Origin of the sequence: Flammeovirga aprica JL-4 (assembly GCF_012844305.1) — a bacterium.
In the GTDB taxonomy this organism is placed as follows: Bacteria; Bacteroidota; Bacteroidia; order Cytophagales; family Flammeovirgaceae; genus Flammeovirga; species Flammeovirga aprica.
The window spans coordinates 93,934-116,636 of sequence record NZ_JABANE010000007.1; the positions used below are offsets into that span (position 1 = coordinate 93,934).

4 protein-coding genes and 1 tRNA gene are annotated in these 22,703 nt (G+C 36.6%); all 5 read left to right on the top strand.

All coding sequences use genetic code 11. The annotated features are described in order from the left end of the window. The first annotated feature begins 167 nt into the window (after nucleotides 1–167). Complete coding sequence (locus tag HHU12_RS03920; RefSeq protein WP_169655204.1) at nucleotides 168–1,232, top strand: PorP/SprF family type IX secretion system membrane protein; 1,065 nt, start codon at nucleotides 168–170, stop codon at nucleotides 1,230–1,232. 211 nt (nucleotides 1,233–1,443) lie between these two features. After that, entirely contained in the window at nucleotides 1,444–19,614 is an 18,171-nt protein-coding gene (locus HHU12_RS03925) for a PKD domain-containing protein (protein ID WP_169655206.1), read from the top strand. Nucleotides 19,615–19,820: 206 nt separating this feature from the next. Then, on the top strand, nucleotides 19,821–20,423 hold the full coding sequence (locus HHU12_RS03930) for a porin family protein (protein ID WP_169655208.1): 603 nt from the start codon (nucleotides 19,821–19,823) through the stop codon (nucleotides 20,421–20,423). 113 nt (nucleotides 20,424–20,536) lie between these two features. Further along, nucleotides 20,537–22,153: an adenine deaminase gene (gene ade / locus HHU12_RS03935; protein WP_169655209.1), complete on the top strand. Its 1,617-nt coding sequence runs from the start codon at nucleotides 20,537–20,539 to the stop codon at nucleotides 22,151–22,153. A 342-nt stretch (nucleotides 22,154–22,495) separates the two neighbouring features. Next, nucleotides 22,496–22,569: transfer RNA gene (locus HHU12_RS03940), tRNA-Ile, on the top strand. The last annotated feature ends 134 nt before the right edge of the window (nucleotides 22,570–22,703 follow it).

The following is a 22,703-nucleotide window of genomic DNA, read 5'->3' on the forward strand; positions in this document are numbered from 1 at the left end:
GAATAAGTTAAGTAAGATTTCAAGATAAAAGAATAAAAAATAAACTTTTTCAATTGTCAAGATTGAAAGTTATCGAACCCTTACGATGTAAGTACTTTTCTACTTTTTTAGAAACACAAATTCCATAGAAAACGTTCTTATAACAATACTCACCCAATTAACTTACTATGAAACCTAATTTTATCTATCAGCTATTATTAATTGCTATTATCACCTGCATACTCTCACCTCATGAGAGCATTGCACAAGACACTCAGTTTTCTCAATACTACTCTACTCCCATGTATCTCAATCCTGCGCTTACAGGATCAAGTGGTAAAACAAGAGCCATTGTAAACTACAGAAAACAATGGGCAGGACTACCCTCAAGTATTGTCTCTTTTATGGCAGCATTTGACCATAACTTCAAGTATAAAAACTTCTCTTTAGGAGGTTATATCAAACAAGACCAATTTGGAGTAAACGAAGGTACACCACTAACACATTTAGAGGCAGTCGCTTCAGGTTCTTATACCATTGGTATTAATCAATACACGGGATTAAACCTTGGTTTACAAGTTGGTTATGGTCAAAACAAATTAGATCGCTCTGCATTGATTTTCAATGATCAACTGGACAGTTTCGGCTATACAGGTAGCGTAACCAATGAACCTTTTATTAATGATCAAGTCAATTATGCTGATGTGAACACAGGTGCAATGCTTTACGGAGAGAAGTATTGGGTTGCCCTTGGCTTTAGGCATATCACTAGACCGAATATATCATTTTTAGGAGAACAAGCGTACTTGCCTGTCAAAGTATCCATTGAAGCCGGCTATATGATCCCATTAGAATTCAAAGGGCATAGAACCCATATCCCTGAATATAAAAGAAGATCCATTACAATTGCAGGACATTACCAATCTCAAGGGAAAAATGACCAATTAAGTATAGGTGCGTATTTGCATTATGCTCCATTGCTATTTGGGGTTTGGTATAGAGGTTTACCTTTGATCAAAAGTGCTGAAAAAGACAACGCTGTCAATCATGATGCAGTGGTTATTTTAACAGGTATCAAGATGGGTAATATCAACTTTGGATACAGTTATGACATTACTACTTCTGACCTCCCTCAACAAAATGCCAACTCACATGAAATTAGTTTACAATATACCTTCAATTTATACAAGGACTATAGAAAGAAACCAAAAAGAAAACCGATGGAATTATCGTGTCCATCCCCTTTGTTATAAGAATAGTACAATTTTTTCAGAAACATTTCAGAATATACTTACATAAGTTGAATTATCCCCTTAGATTTTCTTAAATTCTAAGAGGATAATTTTTAATACACCCAAAAAAGTGGTTTTAAGCTATCCTAGCTAGAAATTAATTGTACCAATTACTCACTAACTATAAAGAAAAGGGCTGACCTTCCTTTTAAGTGTGCTGAACATCAAAATTATGAACAAGTCGGTATTAAGAACATTGCTTTTTTTGATTATTTGTACCCTAAGTCTTTTAGTCAATAGATTACATGCTCAAACGATCATCAGAGAATATAATGGCACAACCTATTCTGACCCTAATGTTGTGATTAGCGGTTGTGGCGGTGTGGCCATTGAATTTTCAATTTCTCCTCAAGCCAATCACTCCTATTCCAATTATCAGTGGTCCAGGATTGAGAACAGTGTCACCCAACCACCTTTTTCTAATCTCCCCACCCCTTTTGAACAATTCAATACCACCGGGGTGTACGGCATGACCGTGACATTTGATGAATATGACTCCATATTGACCACCACAACCACACGAACCATCACCACAGGGCTAAATATCATAGAAGTTTTTGATCAGCCAGAAGGTTCCTTTTTTGCCGACCACCAAAGTATATGCATCGGCGAAACAATCACACTAACACAAACTACTCCAGGTACATTTACTAGTTTATCATTCTTAGTCGACAATCAACTTTACCCTCTGACAGGAAACTCCACTACCGTAACATTGAACAATCCAGGTGATTATGATGTAGTTTTAAGTGGTACAACAACAGATGGCTGTCAATTTATTTATAGACAAAATGACTACATACATGTCGAAAAACCTTATTCTACTTCCTTTACTGCATCACAAACCCTTAGTTGTAACACCACTCAAAATGTCACTTTCACAGCAACCTCTACTGATATAGATGGAGGAAATGTTTCACCAACTTATTTCTGGGATTTTGGTGATGGAAGCTTAGATACAACATCCATTAACACTGTCACACATACATTTGACAGTTCATTAGGCAGTGATTTTAATGTAACTGTTGGAACGGAAAGTAATAATTGTTCGGGTACTGTAAACAATTCAATTGACATCTATTTTAGAAGTATAAGCACTTTATATGGAACGCCAACGGTTTCAGGAGATTGCGATGAACATATTCTAACTTACACTCCTTCTGCTATTGATCCTCAACTAGTAGGAATGAATGTTACATGGGATTTTGGAGACGGATCATCTCCCACTGTGCACTCCATTGGTGATGTAGTTTCCCATAGTTTTTCAAATGCCACACCCAACCCATTAAACGTGACGGTGACGGCAACATTAAATGGAGTTGCAGATAACAGTTGCAGTTATACTGATCCACAAGTGATCCCTATTTTACCACAAGGTGGAATTAGTATTTCTTCGAATGAATTAGAATACTGTAATGAGAATTTCAATGTAATTGTTCAAGCTAATAACCTTCAAAATGTAAGTGCTTTTTATTGGGTTTTAGATGGTGACACTGGAAACCCAATAGGTAATAATGCCATGATTGACACTATTGCAGTTTCTGGAACGGGAAGCCACACCATCGAGCTTTATTTTGATGCACAAACTGGAGACACCAATGATAATTGTGCCTTAAACAGTATAGATGTTTATTCTGCTCCTCTCACCTTAACTGCCGCTGGACAGACACAAGCCTGCGAACCTGCGAATGATACTTTCTTTGGCTCAAGTACATGGATAGATCAAACAGGAACCACAGTCACCAATCCTTTTGCCGTTGATAGTGAAGAATGGATGGTCATAAATACAGTCAATGATGACACGACATATTACAGCACTAATCCACTCAATTTTTCAAACTTAGGACATGGTAGCTATAGAATCACTTACTCTATGACATTGGATTCAATTGGTGCCAATCCTCAATGTCAGTACTCTTCTATTGACTATTTATATGAAGTAGGTGAAGTATTTGATTACCCGACATTAAATGTAGATACTAACCCAATATGTATTCGCAGTGTTGTTAATTTTTCAACAACTACAACTGCTGATACAGCAGGATTAGGTTTATCAGGCGAATATCCTATCATTTACGAGTACCGCTATGGCAGTAATTTAGACTGGGTGGATGTAGGCACTGATGGCTTAGGAACCTACTTTTATGGAGATATAGTAGACGATAACAGAACTGCTCTTCCTGGAGTTTTTCAAGTTCAACTGAGAGCTTTAGTTAATGGCTGTCCGGGTGAACCTACAACTGTCTTTATTACAATCGAACCTTCTGAAGCAGAACATGAAATGACAACAGATGATTGTAACCCTACAACCTTAAGTTTTGTCAATAATTCACTAGGTACAGCTGATACCGATTACAGATGGACGTTAACCATTACACCTCCAAGTCAACCCGCTGTTACATGGACTTCGCCAATCACAAAAGATGAAAACTTTAATTTCTTAGCAGAACCAGACTTCCCAACCTTTGCGGGATATACACAAGGTGAAATTCCTGAAAGCTCACAAGTGTTTGTTCGTATTGAAGCCATGGAACCAGGAAATGGTTGTTCGGATACAGAAGATACCACCTTTTTTATGCCAGGCCCATTACCACAACTCGCTCCTACTCCTCAAACCTCAACAGGAACATGCGTCAATGATAATTTAAGTTTTGATGCTGGTGATGGAAACCTTGGAGACACTTATGTATGGACTTTCACCCATATTGCTGACCCGACCATTCAATATACTTTTTCATCCAATACTTCTACAGTAAACACTACATTTCCGATACCTGGTGATTATAACGGAACTGTAGACGTTACTACAACAGGTGGGTGTTCTTTTAATGACACCGTTGGCCCTATTCAAATTACGGGTGGTTCTGTGACTATCAATGGACCGAATAATGGTTGTGTAGGTGATAATTTCACTTTTGAAGGTGTGAATTTGATGTACAGCCCTACCTCACCAAACTATACATGGAAAGTAGATGGAGTAGATCAAGCATCAGGGACTGCTACAGGTGGTAATATTCCTGATTTAACGGGAGTAACTTTTGCAAGTGCCAATTCCCCTCAAAGCACACCACACACTATTACATTAGAGTTAGAAGTCAATGGTTGTACAGCAGATTACACACATAGCATCATTGTCACTCGACCTGATTTTTCTTTCCCGGCCCCTCATAGTGACTTCATTTCATTTGATTATTTATGTGATGAAATTGTAACTGTGGTTGATTTAGATTTGGATGATAATGAGGTATACAACTTAAACACTTCAACTATAACTTATTCAATAGGTGGATCTCCACTTACACCCGTCTCACAATCCAATGACGAGGCAAGATTATCTATTGCCGCAGGTACATATACGATGAATGTCAATGTACAAGATGAATTTGGCTGTTCATCTGACAATACACTCACATTTACAGTTCCAACGATGAGAGAATTAGAGGCTGACTTCACACCAAATACCACAAGTTTAGTCTGCCCTGGATTTATAAGTTTTGGAGATTCTCTTTTTGAAACTTCAGGACATACTACAAGACGTCAAGATTTAGATAATACCAACACTTTATATGATGTAGATATTTCTTCATGGGAATGGGATTTTGATGCTGATGGAACAGTAGATGCTACAACCACAACAGGAAGTGTAACACATTATTATGACAGACCCGGCCAATACAAAGCCATTGTTACAGTGACTGATGCACAAGGTTGTCAAGATGTTTCCGATTCTGTGACAATTGAAGTGGGCGGTACTTCGGGTAGCTATGAAATCTTAAAGAAAATTGGGTTTGAACCAGCCACAACCTCTATGGTCGCTCACCCGGTAATGGACCCCAACACTGATATTACAAATACGATTTACCAATGGTCATCAGGTCATGGTTTATTAGGTTCTGATAGTCTTCAGACTTTCACTTATAATAGCACCATTGGAGGAGTTAATCTAAGTACAATTACTCCTAACTTGACTTTCCTTGATGAAAATGGATGTAGTTACCCGGCCGATTATTCCGGTGACATGACCATTCTAAAATGTCCAGATATTTCAAATCCAGACATCACTTTATGTACTGACAATGGCCCTTACACTTTAGATATTGAAGATCTTTCATGGAGCAGTCAATTTAGCACAACTGATACCATTGAGACGGTTGATTATATTTATACTTGGGAATTACAGTATAGATGGTTTGTGGATGGAAATCCAATTTCACAAGTGAATGGCGGTCACGATACTGAAGTTACTTTTAGCTTCGGGCCGATTGACACTAACCCTTTTGTCATTAATCCTGATGACGCTGATGGTAAATTGTATACTATCCAAGCTACGATTATCGCTTCCTATGTTGACAAAAATGATGCTTCAAATAACGCTCTGAACGTTTCAGAATGTGTGATGACTGATAACATTCGAGTGATTTTTAACCCTACGCCAGTCGCTTCTTTTACAAATACTGAAGTCTGCGGTGGTGATGCTACTACGTTAGACGCTTCTACGACTGCTTTTGGCACTTACACTAGAGGTACAATTGCAAATTACGAATGGGACATTGACAACGACGGCACTTATGATTTTAATACCGCCTCAGCCGTTTCTACTTATACTTTTCCAGGGCAAGGTGTTTATCCCGTTACTTTAAGAGTGACTTCTGCTGATGGGTGTATTCATCAAACTACTGAAGATTCTGTGGTTGTAAATTCTATTCCCGTTGGAGATTTTACGTATTCAAATGTATGTCAAAGTTTTGGGATTCAATTCAATGATCAATCGAGTATTACGCCAGTTACTGACGATGAGATTGTACGATGGGATTGGGATTTTAATAACAACGGAACTTTTGATATTGGCGGTACAGATACATTGATTCATAGATCTCCTCAAGTTTCATTTGATACCTTAAGGGATAATTACAATACAGGTGCAATTATAGGAACCAATGTAGTTTTAAGGCCTCGCTTGAGAGTAACAACTAATAAAGGATGTACTTTCGATTACGTTCCTTCGACTGACTCTCTCCTAGTTTTCTCATTTGATGACCCTGTGGCTAATCTTTCCGCACAACGAACTTCGGATGCTTTAAGTAATGAAGTTTGTTTAGGTCAAGAAATGCAATTCAATGACCTTTCAACGGTGAGCAATGCAAATATTGCCTCTTACATTGGCAGTGGAGTTTTACCTGCTGGCGTAAATGATATCAACGCTTGGGTATGGGACTTTGGTGATGGAAATTGGTCTTCTATTCAGAATCCCGCACATACTTATGCCAATGAAGGAACTTATACGGTTCGACTAATGGTCACGACTGCTAGAGGTTGTAGTCATAATAATAGTATAACTGTTCATGTAAGAGAAAATCCAGACCCTGAAATTGGAACAGATAGCTTGATCGTTTGTGATGACCAAACTGTTTCTTTAAGACCTATTGCAAATGACAGTACTAACTTTGCTTACACTTGGTCTAAACTTACAGGACCTACTAACGGGACTATTATTGAAAACAATCTTAATTCACACACCGCTACTGTTGATGTCAATGAAAGTAACTTTAATGCTGGCGAAAGTGTTATCGATGTTAGATATCAATTAGGAATTGTAGACAACAATCACCCTACTGCATGTACAACGTTTGACACTGTTGATGTTCAATTTCACCGTTTCCCTAATATAGATTTAGATACAACTTTAATGGCCTGTGACACTTCTGCCTATTACGAAGCCTTGCCGTTTGGTGCTGAAACTATCAATGGATTTACGTATCAATGGACACAAGTTTACCTTACAGGCGGAACGGTAACTGAAACAAGCCTTACAGATCAGAATTTTACCGTTCGACCCAACAGCTATAATGATGGATCGACTATTATTCGATCAAAATATTATATTGATGTTACCAATGCAATTGGCTGTACAGATAGAGATAGTATTGAATTTGAATTTTACAGAAGACCTGATTTTGCTTCATTAAGCCATGCTTATCCAACTTGTAACACATCAAATAGAAGTTTATACGTTGTCGATTTTCATCCTTTTGGGCTAACAGAATCTTTACCTCACAACACCGCTTATGATTACACTTGGTCTATGTCTTCAAGTGCAAGTGATCATAATGTTGATCCATCTTTCTTAAGTGCTTTAATTAATCAAGTGACAGCTAGTGATACAGTCCAAAATCTTTCTTTAGATGTAGTGGAAGATTATTTCAAAGATGACTCTTTAAATCTTTGGTTTGAAATCGATTTACATGTTGAAAATAGCTTTGATAACACTTGCTTAAAAGATACCTCTTTTATTGTCAATATTGAAAGAAGACCAAGAGAGTTAAACTTAATGGATCCTAGAGTTGATCCGTGTAATTTGTCAGTGACATTAAACCATCATACAGAAACACTTGATTTTGATTATAGATGGAGAGCGACATCCACAAGTGCAGAATATAATGGAGCTTCAATTCCTGACACTTACGCTCAAACAAGGACCTTGAATTTTACGGATGCTGATTTCGCTACAGGTGAATCTCAGTTTACGATAGTAATGAACAATAGAGTCCGAAAAAATACATCTCCTCGATGTGGTATCAATAGAAATATCTCATTAAATTTCTTTAGAACTCCAGATATCAATTTCTCTGAAACTTGGCCTAGCGGAAATAATTGTGCTACAAACGTGATGCTTTCTTCTGGAAGTGAAGTTATCCCTGGCTTTAATTATACTTGGGTACAAACATCCGTTTCAAACGGAACTGTAAATCACGATGCCACTAATAATAAAGACATCAATCTTTCTGTGGGAAGTTGGAATACTGGAGAAACAGTCATTACTGTAACGTATGAATTAACAGTAACCAATTCCGCTTCGACAACTTGTATGGATGTTGAAAGTTATACAATTGAATTCCATAGAACTCCAGAGATCTCTTATAACCCAACAGCTTTAAATTGTGCATTGGTGGATACCGTTACGGCTAATAATGAAGCATTGAACACAGCAACTTTCACTTGGGTTGAAAATACGGTTTCAGGTGGTACTTTAAACACAACTGACAATGGTAATGAATATATCATTGAGGTAGATAATTTCGATCCAACATCACACAGAATTGATGGTAATTACACTGTCAATATTGCCAATTCAACTGCAAGTACTTGTGACAATGATACCACTTTTGATATCGTTTTTTACAGAACACCTGATATTGCTTTTACAGATACAAGAACGGATTCATGTGCATTAACCAATACATTCAGACCATTTGGAACTACTGCCATTACTGGGTATAATTACCAATGGAGAGAGCTATATGTCAACGGAGGTGTGATCACTACAAATACTCTAACAGATCAGGATCTCACTTTCAATGTTACAAGTTTTGATCAAGACACCGCTTTTATTGATGTCGCTTACGAGCTGTATGTTGAGAACAGTGACGCTACGGGCTGTAGTGATATTGATACTGTAATGTTCCAATTCTACAGAACACCTAATTTAAATGTCTTCAGAAAGCAAAAACCTAACAGTGAGTGTGGCTTAACGGTAGAATTATATCCATTAGATACTGTTGAAGTCATCAATCACACAGAAGGTTTTGATTATACATGGATTTTAGACGTATCAACGGTTACAGGAGCACCTTCTAACACTTTACCAGCTTCAGTAATTACAGACATTACAAACCAAGTCAACACACAGAACTTTAATTTGAATATGCCTTTAACGGCTTTTGATGCGGGTAGTAATGAAATCACTTTTGAATTAGATTTAAATATTGAACACTCAGCATCAGGCGTAAATTGTGCTGTTGATTCCACTATTCTTCTTTCATTCAAACGACCTCCAGTAATTGACATGGTGGAAGTGAAAGCGGATAGTTGTGCTCTTTCTACAACACTCCAACCTTTTGGTACAGAAACCATCACAGGATTTAATTATGACTGGGAAGTTGTTTCCATTACGAATTACACCAACACTACTTATGGAGTTGGACAAACCTTTACGACACAAGACCTTAATATAAATTTGGTAGATAGTGATTTTACGCCAACCGAAGCAAAGATCGAAATGATCGTTTCATTAGAAGTTCAAAATCAATTATCACCGGCAGATTCATCATGTATTGATATCGTTAGGGATACTTTGATTTTCTATAGAACACCAGAAATCGCAACTCCTTTCCTATCTAACAAAGTCAACACTTGTGATCATACTGCTACATCTGAGCCTTTTGCTACCAATGTCAATGGATTTAGTTATGTTTGGACCAAAGTAGGTGAAACAGATGGAGCAGTAACCAACTCTTCTTTAACAGATCGTCAAATCACAGTTTCATTAGATACTTTCGCTACGAATAGTCTTCAAGTTGATGCTCAATATAGATTAAGAGTTTTCAATACAGAATATCCTGATTGTTATGATGAGGAAACGGTAGACTTTGAGTTTTATAGAACACCAGAAATGGCATTTGATGACCCGATGTCTTATTGTGCTTCTATTGATTCTTCGATGACATTCAGATCGACCAATGAAGCTTATATTCATTACGGGTCAGATTTTTATTGGAATTTAAATTCAATTTCAGGAGGTACTATTGATAGTACAGCAGGTGGTACAGAAGTTTTCACCATTGATGTTGCTTCATGGGATATCGATGCTGTACATATCGATGCAGAATATACCCTTTCTATCAGCAACCCATCTACGCACACTTGTGATGATGATACGACTTTCCAAATCACATTCTTCAGAACTCCAGAGATTCAATTTGCATCCACAAAAACAGACTCCTGTGCATTAGCAGATGTGATTCAACCTTTCAATGGTGAAGATATTCCACTATTTACAAGAACATGGAGACAGCTTTCTGTTAGTGGCGGTACAATTACTCAAAACTCTACCAACTCCGATCTTGATTTAGATATCACTGCAAATACTTTTGATTTAAATTCAACAACTATTACTGTTCAATATGAATTGACAGCGGTAAACTCTGCCTCTGCAAGTTGTGTAGATAAAGATACAGTTGAATTCTATTTCTATAGAACGCCAAATTATGACAATTACGATGAACAACAACCTTTAGGGTTCTGTGGAGGCTTGGTTCAAGTTTCACCTTTAGGATTGACAGAAGTAATCAATCATAACAATGGATTTGATTATACATGGACACTTGACCCTACTTCAGTATCAGGTGCTGGTGCGGATGGAAATACGCTTTCAGCAACGATTCTAAATACATTAAGTTTAAATGAAAACAGCCAAAACTTAAATGCTAGTGTGGTTGACGGTGATTACGAGAATGGTGCTCATATCCTTCGTTTCAATATGAATTTGAATATCAGACATTCTAATTCAAATATTACATGTGCTGATTCGAGTAAAACTGTGATGTTCCAATATTATAGATATCCTGATATCAACTTCTCTGAGCAAAAAGCGGATTCATGTGATTTGACCACAACATTACAGCCATTTGGAGGAGAGATAATTAATGGTTTCTCTTACAATTGGGAAATTCAAAACATCACAGGTTATGATGGTAGTACTTATGCTGTCAATGACACTTACACTACTCAAAACCCTTCATTCACAGTAACAGATGATGATTTTATAGACACAGAATCAGTCATTGCCATTACAATTGAATTGACAGCTGTCAATAACGAAGCTACTTTAGATAATAGCTGTAGAAATACGCAGACTTATACTTTCTATTTCTACAGAACCCCTCAAATCAAAACTAATTTCTTATCCACTAAAGCACAGCAATGTGATAACACTGGAGTAGCGTCGCCATTTGACACACATATTAATGGATATGTTTATCAATGGAGTTTAGATTCTATGTCCACTACTAATGGAGAAGTTTCAGGTGTCGTCATTGATGATAGCGGTTTGGCTAATAGAGAATTAAATGTGCTAGTAGATAGCTTTACGGACCTTCACTCTATCATGACCGCTCACTATAAATTAAGAGTGATCAATTCGAATCAGCCGACTTGTTATGCAGAAGACACCGTGAGTTTCCGTTTCTACAGAACTCCAGAAGTGATGCTTACAAGTATGACTGGATCTTGCCAAAATGCAGTAATGGTATCCTCTACTAATGAAATGTTGTTAGATGTTGATTTTGATTGGACATTAATTAGTGAATCTGGAGGAACAGTAGTTACAAACCCTGCAAACCATGACGGAAATCGAACGATCACATTTACTGCAGTAGATTACGACCCAACGGAAAGTGAGATCAATTCAACTTACATGATCACACTTCTCAACTCAGGAGAATCTATGTGTGATGACGACACTACATTTAGCTTTACATTGTACCGTCATCCAGAAATCAACCTTACTTACACAAGGTCTTCAGCGGATTCATGTGCCAATGCTTTAACAATTGCTCCTTATGCAGGTGAAGGAATCAGTGGTTTTACAAATGCTTGGAGCGAAGTTTCAAGAACAGGTGGTGCAATTACAACTTCTTCTTTAACAGACGAAGATTTAACCATCACCTTAGACACATTCGCTATCAATTCCACTCGTATTGACACAAGGTATTTATTGACTTCATTTAATACCAACTCTGTCGCTTGTGAAGACTCTATGAGTTTAGCGACTACACTTTATCGTCAAGCTGATTTCACGAATTTCAACGAAAGCAGAGCAGATGGAATTTGTGGATTAGAAATGACACTTTCGCCATTAGGTCTAGTAGAAAACATCCCGCATAACAGTGGTTTTGATTACACTTGGTCTTATGACAGTGTAAATGTAACAGGAGCAGATAATAATATTTTACCTACTGCTGTGATCAATAGTTTCTATAGTCAAGTAAATAACCAAAATTTAAATTTGACACTACCGATAGAAGCCTTTGCTGACGGTAGTAACAAGATTGAAATCCCAGTTACGATTTCTATTGAAAATACAGATCAAAATAGCTGTGTAAATGCTTACAATCATACCATGGTATTCTACAGACCGCCTGTGATTGATATTGAGCAAAGTTTAACGAGTTGTGGAGTTGCCAATACCATCACCTCTTTCGGTACTGAAAACGTTTCATCAGCTTTCAATTTCAATTGGAGCTTTACGGAAGTTGGCGGTACAGTGACTAATTCTTCATTAACCGATCAAGATCTCACTTTTACAAACCCTGTATTTAATAATGGCAGTGACACCATTAGAATCAATGTTGCACTTATAGTAGAAAATATTGAGAATACAACTTGTCAAGCCGATACAGCATTCACATTCTTATTCTACAAAGAGCCAGTCATCAACTTTACACAAAGTCTTACAGGTTGTGACTCTATCAATTTGATTCAACCACACGGGACAGAAATCTTAAATGGTTTTACTTACGTTTGGGAAGAAACTCAGCGTTCAGGAGGTCAATTAGGCATCACATCAGGTTATTCATTATCTACTCAGGATATTGAATTAGAAATGGTATCCTTTGATTCAGGAAGTCATAAAATCGATGCTGAATATAAATTGACAGCTAGTAATACGGATACATTAGGTAATGCTTTATGTTCTGATATTGATAGTACTTCATTTACTATTTTAAGAGTACCATCCATCAATATTCAGCAAACATTATCAGCAGGTGATTGTGGGCTTACTAATACAATTACAACATTTGGAACAGAAACAATCACAGGATTTGTATATGAATGGAAACCTGTGACAGTCCTTGGAGGTACGATCAACCACTCTTCTACTACAACACAAAACGTTACTTTTGACACTCCTGTATTTGATGCTTCATCACATCAAATTGATGTCACTTATACGGTTGTAGCTAGAAACGCTGAAAACCCAACGACTTGTTTTGATACAGAAACTGTCACTTTCACTTTCTACCGTACTCCTGATATCAACCTTGCCTATACAAGAGCAACAGCGGATAGTTGTTCTAATGCGTTGACGATCTCACCTTTTGCAAATGAAGCCATTGGAAGCTACAATAACACATGGTCTGAAGTATCAAGAACAGGTGGTACAATTACTACAAGTACCAATACCAATTATGAAAATATCACATTAACAGTTAATACTTTCGATTTAAATTCAACTAGAATCGACACCCGTTATTTACTAGAAACTTATAATAGAAACGCAACAAGTTGTGAAGACTCCATGAGTATTGCCACAACACTCTACCGCCAAGCTGATTTCACGAATTTCAATGAAAGCAGAGCGGATGGAATATGTGGACTTGAAATGACCCTTTCGCCATTAGGTACTACGGAGATCATTGCCCATAATAGCGGTTTTGATTACACTTGGTCATATGATAGCTTAAATGTAACTGGTGCTGATAACAATAGATTACCTAGTGCAGTAATCAACAGTTTCTATACTCAAGTTAATAGCCAAAACTTAAGCTTAACACTTCCTCTTGAAGCTTTTGCGGATGGAAGTAATAAAATTGAAATTCCGGTGACCATTTCTATTGAGAATACGGATCAAAACAGTTGTGTAAATGACTATAATCATACAATGGTATTCTACAGACCACCTGTAATTGATATCCAACAAAGCTTGGCTGGTTGTGGCGTCACGAATACGATCACTCCTTTCGGTAATGAAAATGTTTCTTCTGCCTTCACATTCAATTGGAGCTTTACGGAAGTAGGTGGTTCTATTTCTAATTCATCATTAACGGATCAAGATCTAACATTTAATAATCCTGTCTTTGATAACGGTAGCGATACTATTAGAATTAATGTAGCATTGACCGTAGAAAATAATGAAAACACTACTTGTCAAGCGGATACAGCGTTTACTTTCTTATTCTATAAAGAACCAGTAATTTCATTTACACAGAGCATTACAAATTGTGATTCGGTTAACTTAATCAGACCTTTCGGAACAGAAGTATTAAATGGCTATGATTATGCTTGGCAACAGACTCAATTATCAGGTGGTCAGGTTGTAATTGCTTCTGGATACTCAATGAGTACGCAAGACATAGAATTAGAAAAATCTTCATTCGATCTTGGAAGTCATAAAATTGATGCTCGCTATGAATTGACAGTAACAAATAATGATACTTTAGGAAATCAAGTTTGTGCCGATACTGAAAGTGCCAATTTCACGATTTTAAGAGTTCCATCAATTGATATTCAACAATCATTGATAGCCGGAGATTGTGGAAGCACAAATACTGTTACAACTTTTGGAAATGAAACTATATCTGGGTTTGTTTATGAATGGACACCTCAAACAGTAACGGGAGGTACAATCAGCATTTCTTCTTCATCAACACAAAATGTAGTTTTTGACAGCCCAACATTTGATCCTACATCAAATAGAATTGATGTCACTTACAATGTTGTTGTTAGAAACTCAGAAAACCCTACAACTTGTTTTGATACAGAAACGGTTAGTTTCACATTCTACCGTACGCCTGATGCAACACTTCAACCGATTTCATCAGTTTGTTCATCGTCTTCTATCCTATTGACAACCCAAGAATCTTATGTTCCTAACTTCAATTACTTATGGACATTGATTGACACAAGAGTAGATCACAATCCGAACACTGAGACATTAGTTGCTCCTCAAGTGGTCCAAAATGACAATACTTATACCTTAAATTCTCCTGTTGATATTGAAGGTTTCTTCCCAACAGGAAGTAGTGAAATCACTTATGAATATGAAGTGAGTGTAGAAAATAGTCAATCGCCGGGATGTACAGATAAAGACACTATTGAAGCGACATTCTTTAGAGTTCCAATCCTGAAAAGCACGCAGTCACTAGATAGTACAAATTGTGAATTAGTGAATGTAATTCGTCCATTCGGAACAGAATCAATTCCTAATTACACTTACAATTGGACGGAATTAGCTGTGAATGGAGGTACAATTGATGTCACTTATTTAGATGCTCAAAATCAAGATGCTCAATTTACTGTAACTGCATTTGATTCATTAAGTCATAGAATTGATGTTTCCTATAGAGTGATTATCACGAATAATGCAGGAGCATGTACAGGAAATGAGACGTATAATTTCACCTTTTTCAGAACACCTCAAGCTAGCCTAAGTCACTTGAACTTAACTCTAGCTTGTATGGATTCTGATGTTGTACTCTTCCCTATAGATAGTGAAAATGTAGGTTTTACGTATCAATGGACTCCTATCAGTGTGATGACGGATAATGGAATTGATTTATTAGCTTCTAATATTAAACCATTAGAAAGTAATCTGAATACGCATACGTTAACCCTAAATCATAGTCCTAGTTTCCCTCAAAACGCTGTAAGAGTAACCTCAGTTTACGAATTGACAGTGACCAACTCTGATAATCTTTGTACATCAACAGATCAAGTAACGGTGATATTTGATAGAGATGCTTTACTATCATTGAACGTGAATAATTTCAGTACTTGTGATCAAAATGACCTTACATTACAGACCGTTGAACCAAGAACTGATAATTATACTTACACATGGAGCATCGATAGTATTTACACTGATAATGGAGCAAGTATTTCTTCACTTTCCAATGTAAATACAGCTACTGTTGGAAGTATGACGATTGATGGTGATCCTTCTGATTTCCCTTCAGGTAGTGCATTAATCACAGCGAAATACAATGTACATGCAGAAAATCAGTTGAATGCAGACTGTGATGCAGATACAAGTTATACAGTAACGATTGCCCGTCAACCAATGATTTCATTTACAGATAATCACGCAGGTTGTGCTCTGGATTCAGTAACTATTAAACCATTTGGTAATGAAATAATCAATGGTTTTAATTACAATTGGTCAATCGTTAATATCGATGGTTATAATGGTAATTCTGCTTCACTATTAAGCAGCCAAAACAATGATCAGAATATTGATATTCACTTTAGTAATACTGATTTCAGTACTGGACGCTCTCAGATTGAAGTAACGTTTGAGCTGACAGTTGACAATCCAAATGAAAGTGGCTGTGGTGATACCCAACAACATACACTGGTCTTCTTTAGAGTTCCAATGATTGATTTCACAGTAACGAAAGCTGGAAATGATAGCTGTGCCAATGAAATGACAATCAGTCCATTTAATGAAGTGGTAAGTGATTATACTTATCAGTGGTCAATGCTCAGCAGTACGAATGGAACGGTTTCAATGGCGAATGATCAAGTGAGAGATTTAGTGCTGAATAACCCAGTATTTGATCAAGGTGAAACTAGAATTGATTTACGTTATCAATTACAAATCACGAATAATAATGTCAATGCTTCTCAACCGTGTATTACTACAGAAGAGATTAGCGTTTCATTCTTCAAAACACCAATTCTTGAAAATGATTTATTGACAAATGCGATTGATTGTAACAGCAATGCAAAATTAAAAGCCTTAACATTTGGTATTAATTCAAGCCAAGAAGACAATTATGTATTCGACTGGAGTATTAATAACTTAAGCGGGGGTACAATCGACACTGTGTCTGTTCTTGATAGTTTATTGATAGATGTCAATACCTTTAATCAAGGTTCTGGTGAGATTAATTTCGCAATCAATTTGGATGCTCATAATACCTACCAATACAATACTTGTTTAGCGAATGACACTAGAAGTCTGACATTCTACAGAACACCTCAAATCAGCTTGAATACCTCAGCTTCTGACCTTTGTGAAGACAATCAATTTACCATCACAACAGGAGAAGAATTAGTAAGCCACTTTGACTATAATTGGACAATCAATATCACTGATGATATAGGAAATAACACCGGGGCGGTAGATTCTACTTCTAATGGAAGCAGAGGTCATGAATTAGTTTTCTCTAACCCTACTTTCCCAATTGGTGCATCATATATTGAAATTGAGGCTACACTTAATGTATCGAATGGTAATAGTGGTTGTACTGATTCAGAAACAATCACACTTCGTTTCCATAAACAGCCAGAGTTGAGCATTACAAGTTCAAGCCCTAGTTCATGTGATAGTAATACAATTACATTAAGACCTACTCAAAATGAAGTTACTAACTTCACTTACACTTGGGAGCGTTTGAGCATTGTTTCAGAAATCAATACTACTGATGGTGCCAATATCGGTATCAGTTCGATGAGTGATTATGAAGTCACTTTAGACAGCCCTACTTTCCCAACCGGAAGTGCTCAGGTTTCAGCATGGTACAAACTGACGGTTTCTAATCCAGAAAACCCTTATTGTACAATGGTTTCTGATTCCATAGAAGTGACTTTCTTTAGAAGTCCAGTGACCGCATTAGGAGAAGATATTCAAGTAAGTTGTGATTCAACTCTTATCGCAACCACTCCTATTAATGAAGAATTGATTGGCAACTTCAGTTATAATTGGGTGATCAACCGAATTGATTCTGATAAGAGAGAATCTGATCCAAATGCCCAAATCACTATTAATAATGCAACAGAATACAAACCTACATTTGAAGTAACCAATATTCCTGATGATGCCTCATCGGTGACCGCTTATATTTCATTGACCACTGAAAACCAATTGAACAGCTGTGGTTCAAGTACTGATGAAATTGCGGTGACATTCCTTAGAACTCCTACAGTGAGTTTACCGGATGATATGGCAGATTGTCAAGAAAGAACCTTCCTGTTAAGCCCTAATGAGACAGAATGGACCGGAATGGATTATGAATGGGAAGTAATCCATTCCACTGGAGGAAGCGTAAATGCACAAAACAACATGAATTCGTATTTAGCATCGCTTTCTGATCCGGTCTTCAACTCTAATTCATTTGAGATCAACAGTACTGTAGTATTAAGAGTCAATAATAAGTTGAATGCGAATTGTATTGCTGTGGATACCATGAATATCATGTTCCATAGAACACCAATCGCTCACTTTGTAGTAGACAAAGGCTTCGGCTGTCAAGAAGAATTGATGCACTTCTCTACAAGAAATGCAGAAGTTCCTCATGAAGGAAGTGTATTTGAATGGGATTTTGACAACAATGGATCTTATGAAATTCAAACATCAGGAGATACTACTTATACTTTCAATACAGTAGGTGATCACCCTGTAAATATGAGAATCATAACACCTGCAGGATGTATTTCAGAGACATTCACTTCAGTAGTTCCAATTCATGAAATCCCTACTCCTTCATTTACTTTCAGTGATATTTGTATTGGAGAAGTCGCACAGTTTGTCAATACTACAGCACAGTTGACCCAAAGCGGTGATCATGGTGTAAAAGCTGTGAAATGGGATTTTGATTACAATGAGACCAACGGAGCCTTATTTGATGCTTTCGAAACCAATGCTTCTTTCCAATACCCTGAAGCGGGTACTTTCAAAGTCCTTGTTGAAGTTACCAACAACGGAGGCTGTACTAATACCTATATTGACTCTATTACAGTTACTCCACTTCCTGTAGTTACATTAGCTTCTGACATTTGGATTTGCGAAGGCTTAACTACTACGCTTTCACCAGAAGTAGATGTCCCTGTTTCTTTCCAATGGAATACTGGTCAAACCACAAAAGACATAGAAGTAGCGCCAGCAAAAGAAACGACTTATACTTTGACTGTAACCAATAATCAAGGGTGTATCAATACACATGATATTACTGTTCATGTTATTCCAGATATTGATATGGACAGCGAACAGGAATCTTGTGAAACAGAAGCCATAACGTTTGATGCTCGAATTCCTGAGTATGAAGGAACAGTTCAAACTTATGCATGGAGTACTGGAGAAACTACTCCTACTATTGATGTATTGGAGAATGGCACTTACTCTGTAACAACAATGGTAGAACATACTTCAGGAACAATGTGTGAATTTACACATGAATTTAAGGCTACTTTCCATCCAAATCCAGAGATGGTATTGGAAGACACTACATTCTGTTTTGAGTTTGGTGACCTATTACAAGTAGGTGCTGTTGAAGGTAATAATTTCACCTACCAATGGAATACAGGAGAAACTTCAAGAGTGGTCACTAGAGACCGTTCGGGAGTGTATACTGTAATGGTGACAGATGAGACCCACTCTACAAGATGTACTACTATTGACACTATTTCAGTAAATCAAATTTGTCCAGCAAGAATGAACACACCAAATGCCTTCACACCAAACGGCGACGGTATTAATGATGAATTCTTGCTAGAACCTGCATACGCTATCGATATTGATCTTCATATTTTCAATAACTGGGGTGAATCGATTTTCCATAAAGAATACAAAACTTCATTTGAAGCAAGTAGCAACGGAAACGGCTGGAATGGTCAATACAAAGGTGCTGATATGATATCAGGCAACTACACTTACACTATCCGATACGTTTCAGAAAAAGATGGATCTGTCACAGAAATAACAGGACAAATATTACTAATTAGATAATTATTTAAACGAGATTTCGATTCAATACAAGAAATCTCGTTTTTTCTTTATAACTACATAAAAAGAATAGTAACTTTAAACATTAAGCAACAAGACAGAATTAATTAAAACGACCTATAGAAACGATTTCTTAAAGTAATCTATGCGTCATTTTTAATTATTTTGTATTGGTAGAACTATAATTTTTTGAAATTACCTATTCTTATATGAAGAAAATATTTTTGGCCCTTAGTTTATTAATCGCCTCTTATTCTGTCTATGGACAAGGTATAATGGTAGCAGGTAAAGTTGGTACAAGTATATCAACAATCAAGACCAATCGCGTCAATGATTTTAACTATAAACCCAATTTCAATTTTGGTGTTGTAGTAGAAGCAGCAACGAATGACTTGTTTTCATTACAGACAGAGTGCATGTATTCTATGATCAGCTCAAAATCTGAAGGGACAACGGTTAATTTAAACTATGTAGATTTTCCGATTTTAGCTAAAATCACTTTTGGTAAATCAAAAAGATTTTTCTTCAATGCTGGCCCTATGGTCAGTATTTTAGCAAGAGCAAAAGAAAAAGGGCCTATTAATATCTTAGACGGTTCATTAAGCACTGCTGAAAATAGTAACGAAAGAGACGGCATGCGTTATCTAAACAACTCTAATTTCTCAATGGTTTTTGGGATTGGGGCATTGATCGATAACATCATGATTGACTTCAGATACATAACAGGTTTTACTGATATCTCAAGAGCACAAGGAAACGATTTATCGGTTTCAAGATTTGACATAACAGTAGCCTACGCATTAGTGTTTTAATTCACCCTTTAAAACACAAAACATAAATTACAACCACAATTAAATCATATCTAAACTAAGCCAAAATACTTCAATTACTAGGAGGTATTTTGGCTTAGTCAATTTTAGGACCCATGGAAAAAGTAATACAAGGTTATATTGTAGATGTTCACGGCAGAGTAATATTTCCAGGAACATTGAAATACAAAGGCAAAAAAATAACTTCTATAAAATACGATGAATCTGCGAAAGGTTCCGGTCAATACATTATGCCTGGCTTTGTGGATGCGCACATTCATATTGAAAGTACAATGCTCGCTCCCACCGAATTTGCTAAAATAGCGGTAAGGCACGGCACGGTGGCTACAGTTTCTGATCCTCACGAAATAGCCAATGTTTTAGGTGCTGAAGGCGTAAAGTATATGATTGAAGACGGTAAGAAAACCCCTTTCAAATTTAACTTTGGAGCACCGTCCTGTGTACCTGCCACCAATTTTGAAAGTGCAGGCGACGCTATCGATTCAAAAGGTGTGGAGAAACTGTTGAGAAGTGATGATATAAAATACCTTGCTGAAATGATGAACTGGCCGGGTGTTTTACATGGAGATGCTGAAGTAATTAAGAAAATTGACGCTGCTAAAAGGCTGAATAAACCTGTAGACGGCCACGCTCCTGGACTTAAAGGTAGTGATGCTAGAAAATATGCAAGTGCTGGGATTTCCACCGATCATGAGTGTGTTGAATTAGAAGAAGCGAAAGATAAATTAGAGGCCGGGATGAAAATTCAGATCAGAGAAGGCAGTGCCGCTAAAAACTACGAAGCTTTAGCTCCTCTGATCAAAACAGATCCAGAGTCACTAATGTTCTGTACTGATGATTCTCATCCCCATGAACTGATCAATTATCATATGGATAAGTTTGTCCACCGTTCTATAAAAAATGGAGATGACATTTTTAATGTCATAAAAATAGCTTCCATCAATACTATTAATCATTATAATTTAGATGTAGGGCAATTAAGAGAAGGTGATGATGCTGATTTTATTATTGTAGATAGTATCACCGATTTTAATGTAATAGCTACCTATATTAATGGTGAGAAAGTAGCAGAAAATGGCAAGGAACTTTTTACTACTCCAAAAGCTGAAATCGTCAATAAATTTAACTGTAGTAAAAAACACACCTCTTTCTTTGATGTTGAATTCAAAGCTGACGATAAAATAAGATGTATTGTAGCACATGATGGTCAATTAATCACTTCCACAGAAATTCATGAATACAAGTCATTCAAAGAAAATGACGTGCTCAAAATGACAGTCGTCAACAGGTACAAAGATGCTGAACCTGCCATAGGCTTTATAAAAGGTTTTGGTTTGACAAGAGGTGCAATAGCATCCACAGTAGCCCATGATTCTCATAACATCGTTGCTGTAGGTACTTCAGATTTTGAAATCTATAAAGCCGTCAATAAAGTCATAGAAATGAAAGGAGGCATCTGTATTGTCTGTAATGATGAATCCAATTATTTAGAATTACCAATAGCTGGACTGATGACCAACGAAAATGGAAAAGCAGTCGCTGAACAGTATGAAAAGTTGCTAGGTAAAGCGGAAGAATATGGTAGTCAATTGCACGATCCTTATATGACCTTATCATTTATGGCACTTCTTGTGATCCCACAACTCAAACTAAGTGACAAAGGTTTATTTGATGGATCTACGTTTAATTTTACAGATTTAGTAGTGAAATAATCACGCTATCACAATTGAAGAATAAGAGGTTTAGAAAATAAGCCTCTTATTTTTTTGTCCATTTTTAAAATTTAGAAGAAAAACAGAGCTCATTTCCCTTAATAAATGATAACAACAAAAAGATAAACGAAGGTAGACATAAAGATTGACAAACCGCATTTATTGCATTCAATCGCTCAAAAAAGGGGATTTTTAGCCTGGATTCATAAAAACATAAATTTTTATTCAAAAATAAATTATTGTTTTCCAACCTGTTAAAAAAATATTACAAAAAACTTTATTTTTTCTTTTGCATAGTTCGAAAACAATCTGCTATATTTGCAACGCTTTCAAGGAAAAGCAGCTCCCATAGCTCAGTTGGTTAGAGCATCTGACTCATAATCAGAGGGTCACAGGTTCGAGCCCTGTTGGGAGCACTTAATGGGGCTAACAATTGTATTGTTAGCCTTTTTTTTGCTTTGTAGAAAATAGATTAGTTATTTAATTCTAATTTATACTGAATATGTCGATTTTATTTACTAAAATTGCATCTTGCATAGTATCTATAATG

Coding starts and splice junctions, on each gene's coding strand:
- HHU12_RS03930 (WP_169655208.1), top strand. CDS start 19,821: ATGAAGAAAATATTTTTGGCCCTTAGTTTATTAATCGCCTCTTATTCT.
- ade (WP_169655209.1), top strand. CDS start 20,537: ATGGAAAAAGTAATACAAGGTTATATTGTAGATGTTCACGGCAGAGTA.
- HHU12_RS03925 (WP_169655206.1), top strand. CDS start 1,444: ATGAACAAGTCGGTATTAAGAACATTGCTTTTTTTGATTATTTGTACC.
- HHU12_RS03920 (WP_169655204.1), top strand. CDS start 168: ATGAAACCTAATTTTATCTATCAGCTATTATTAATTGCTATTATCACC.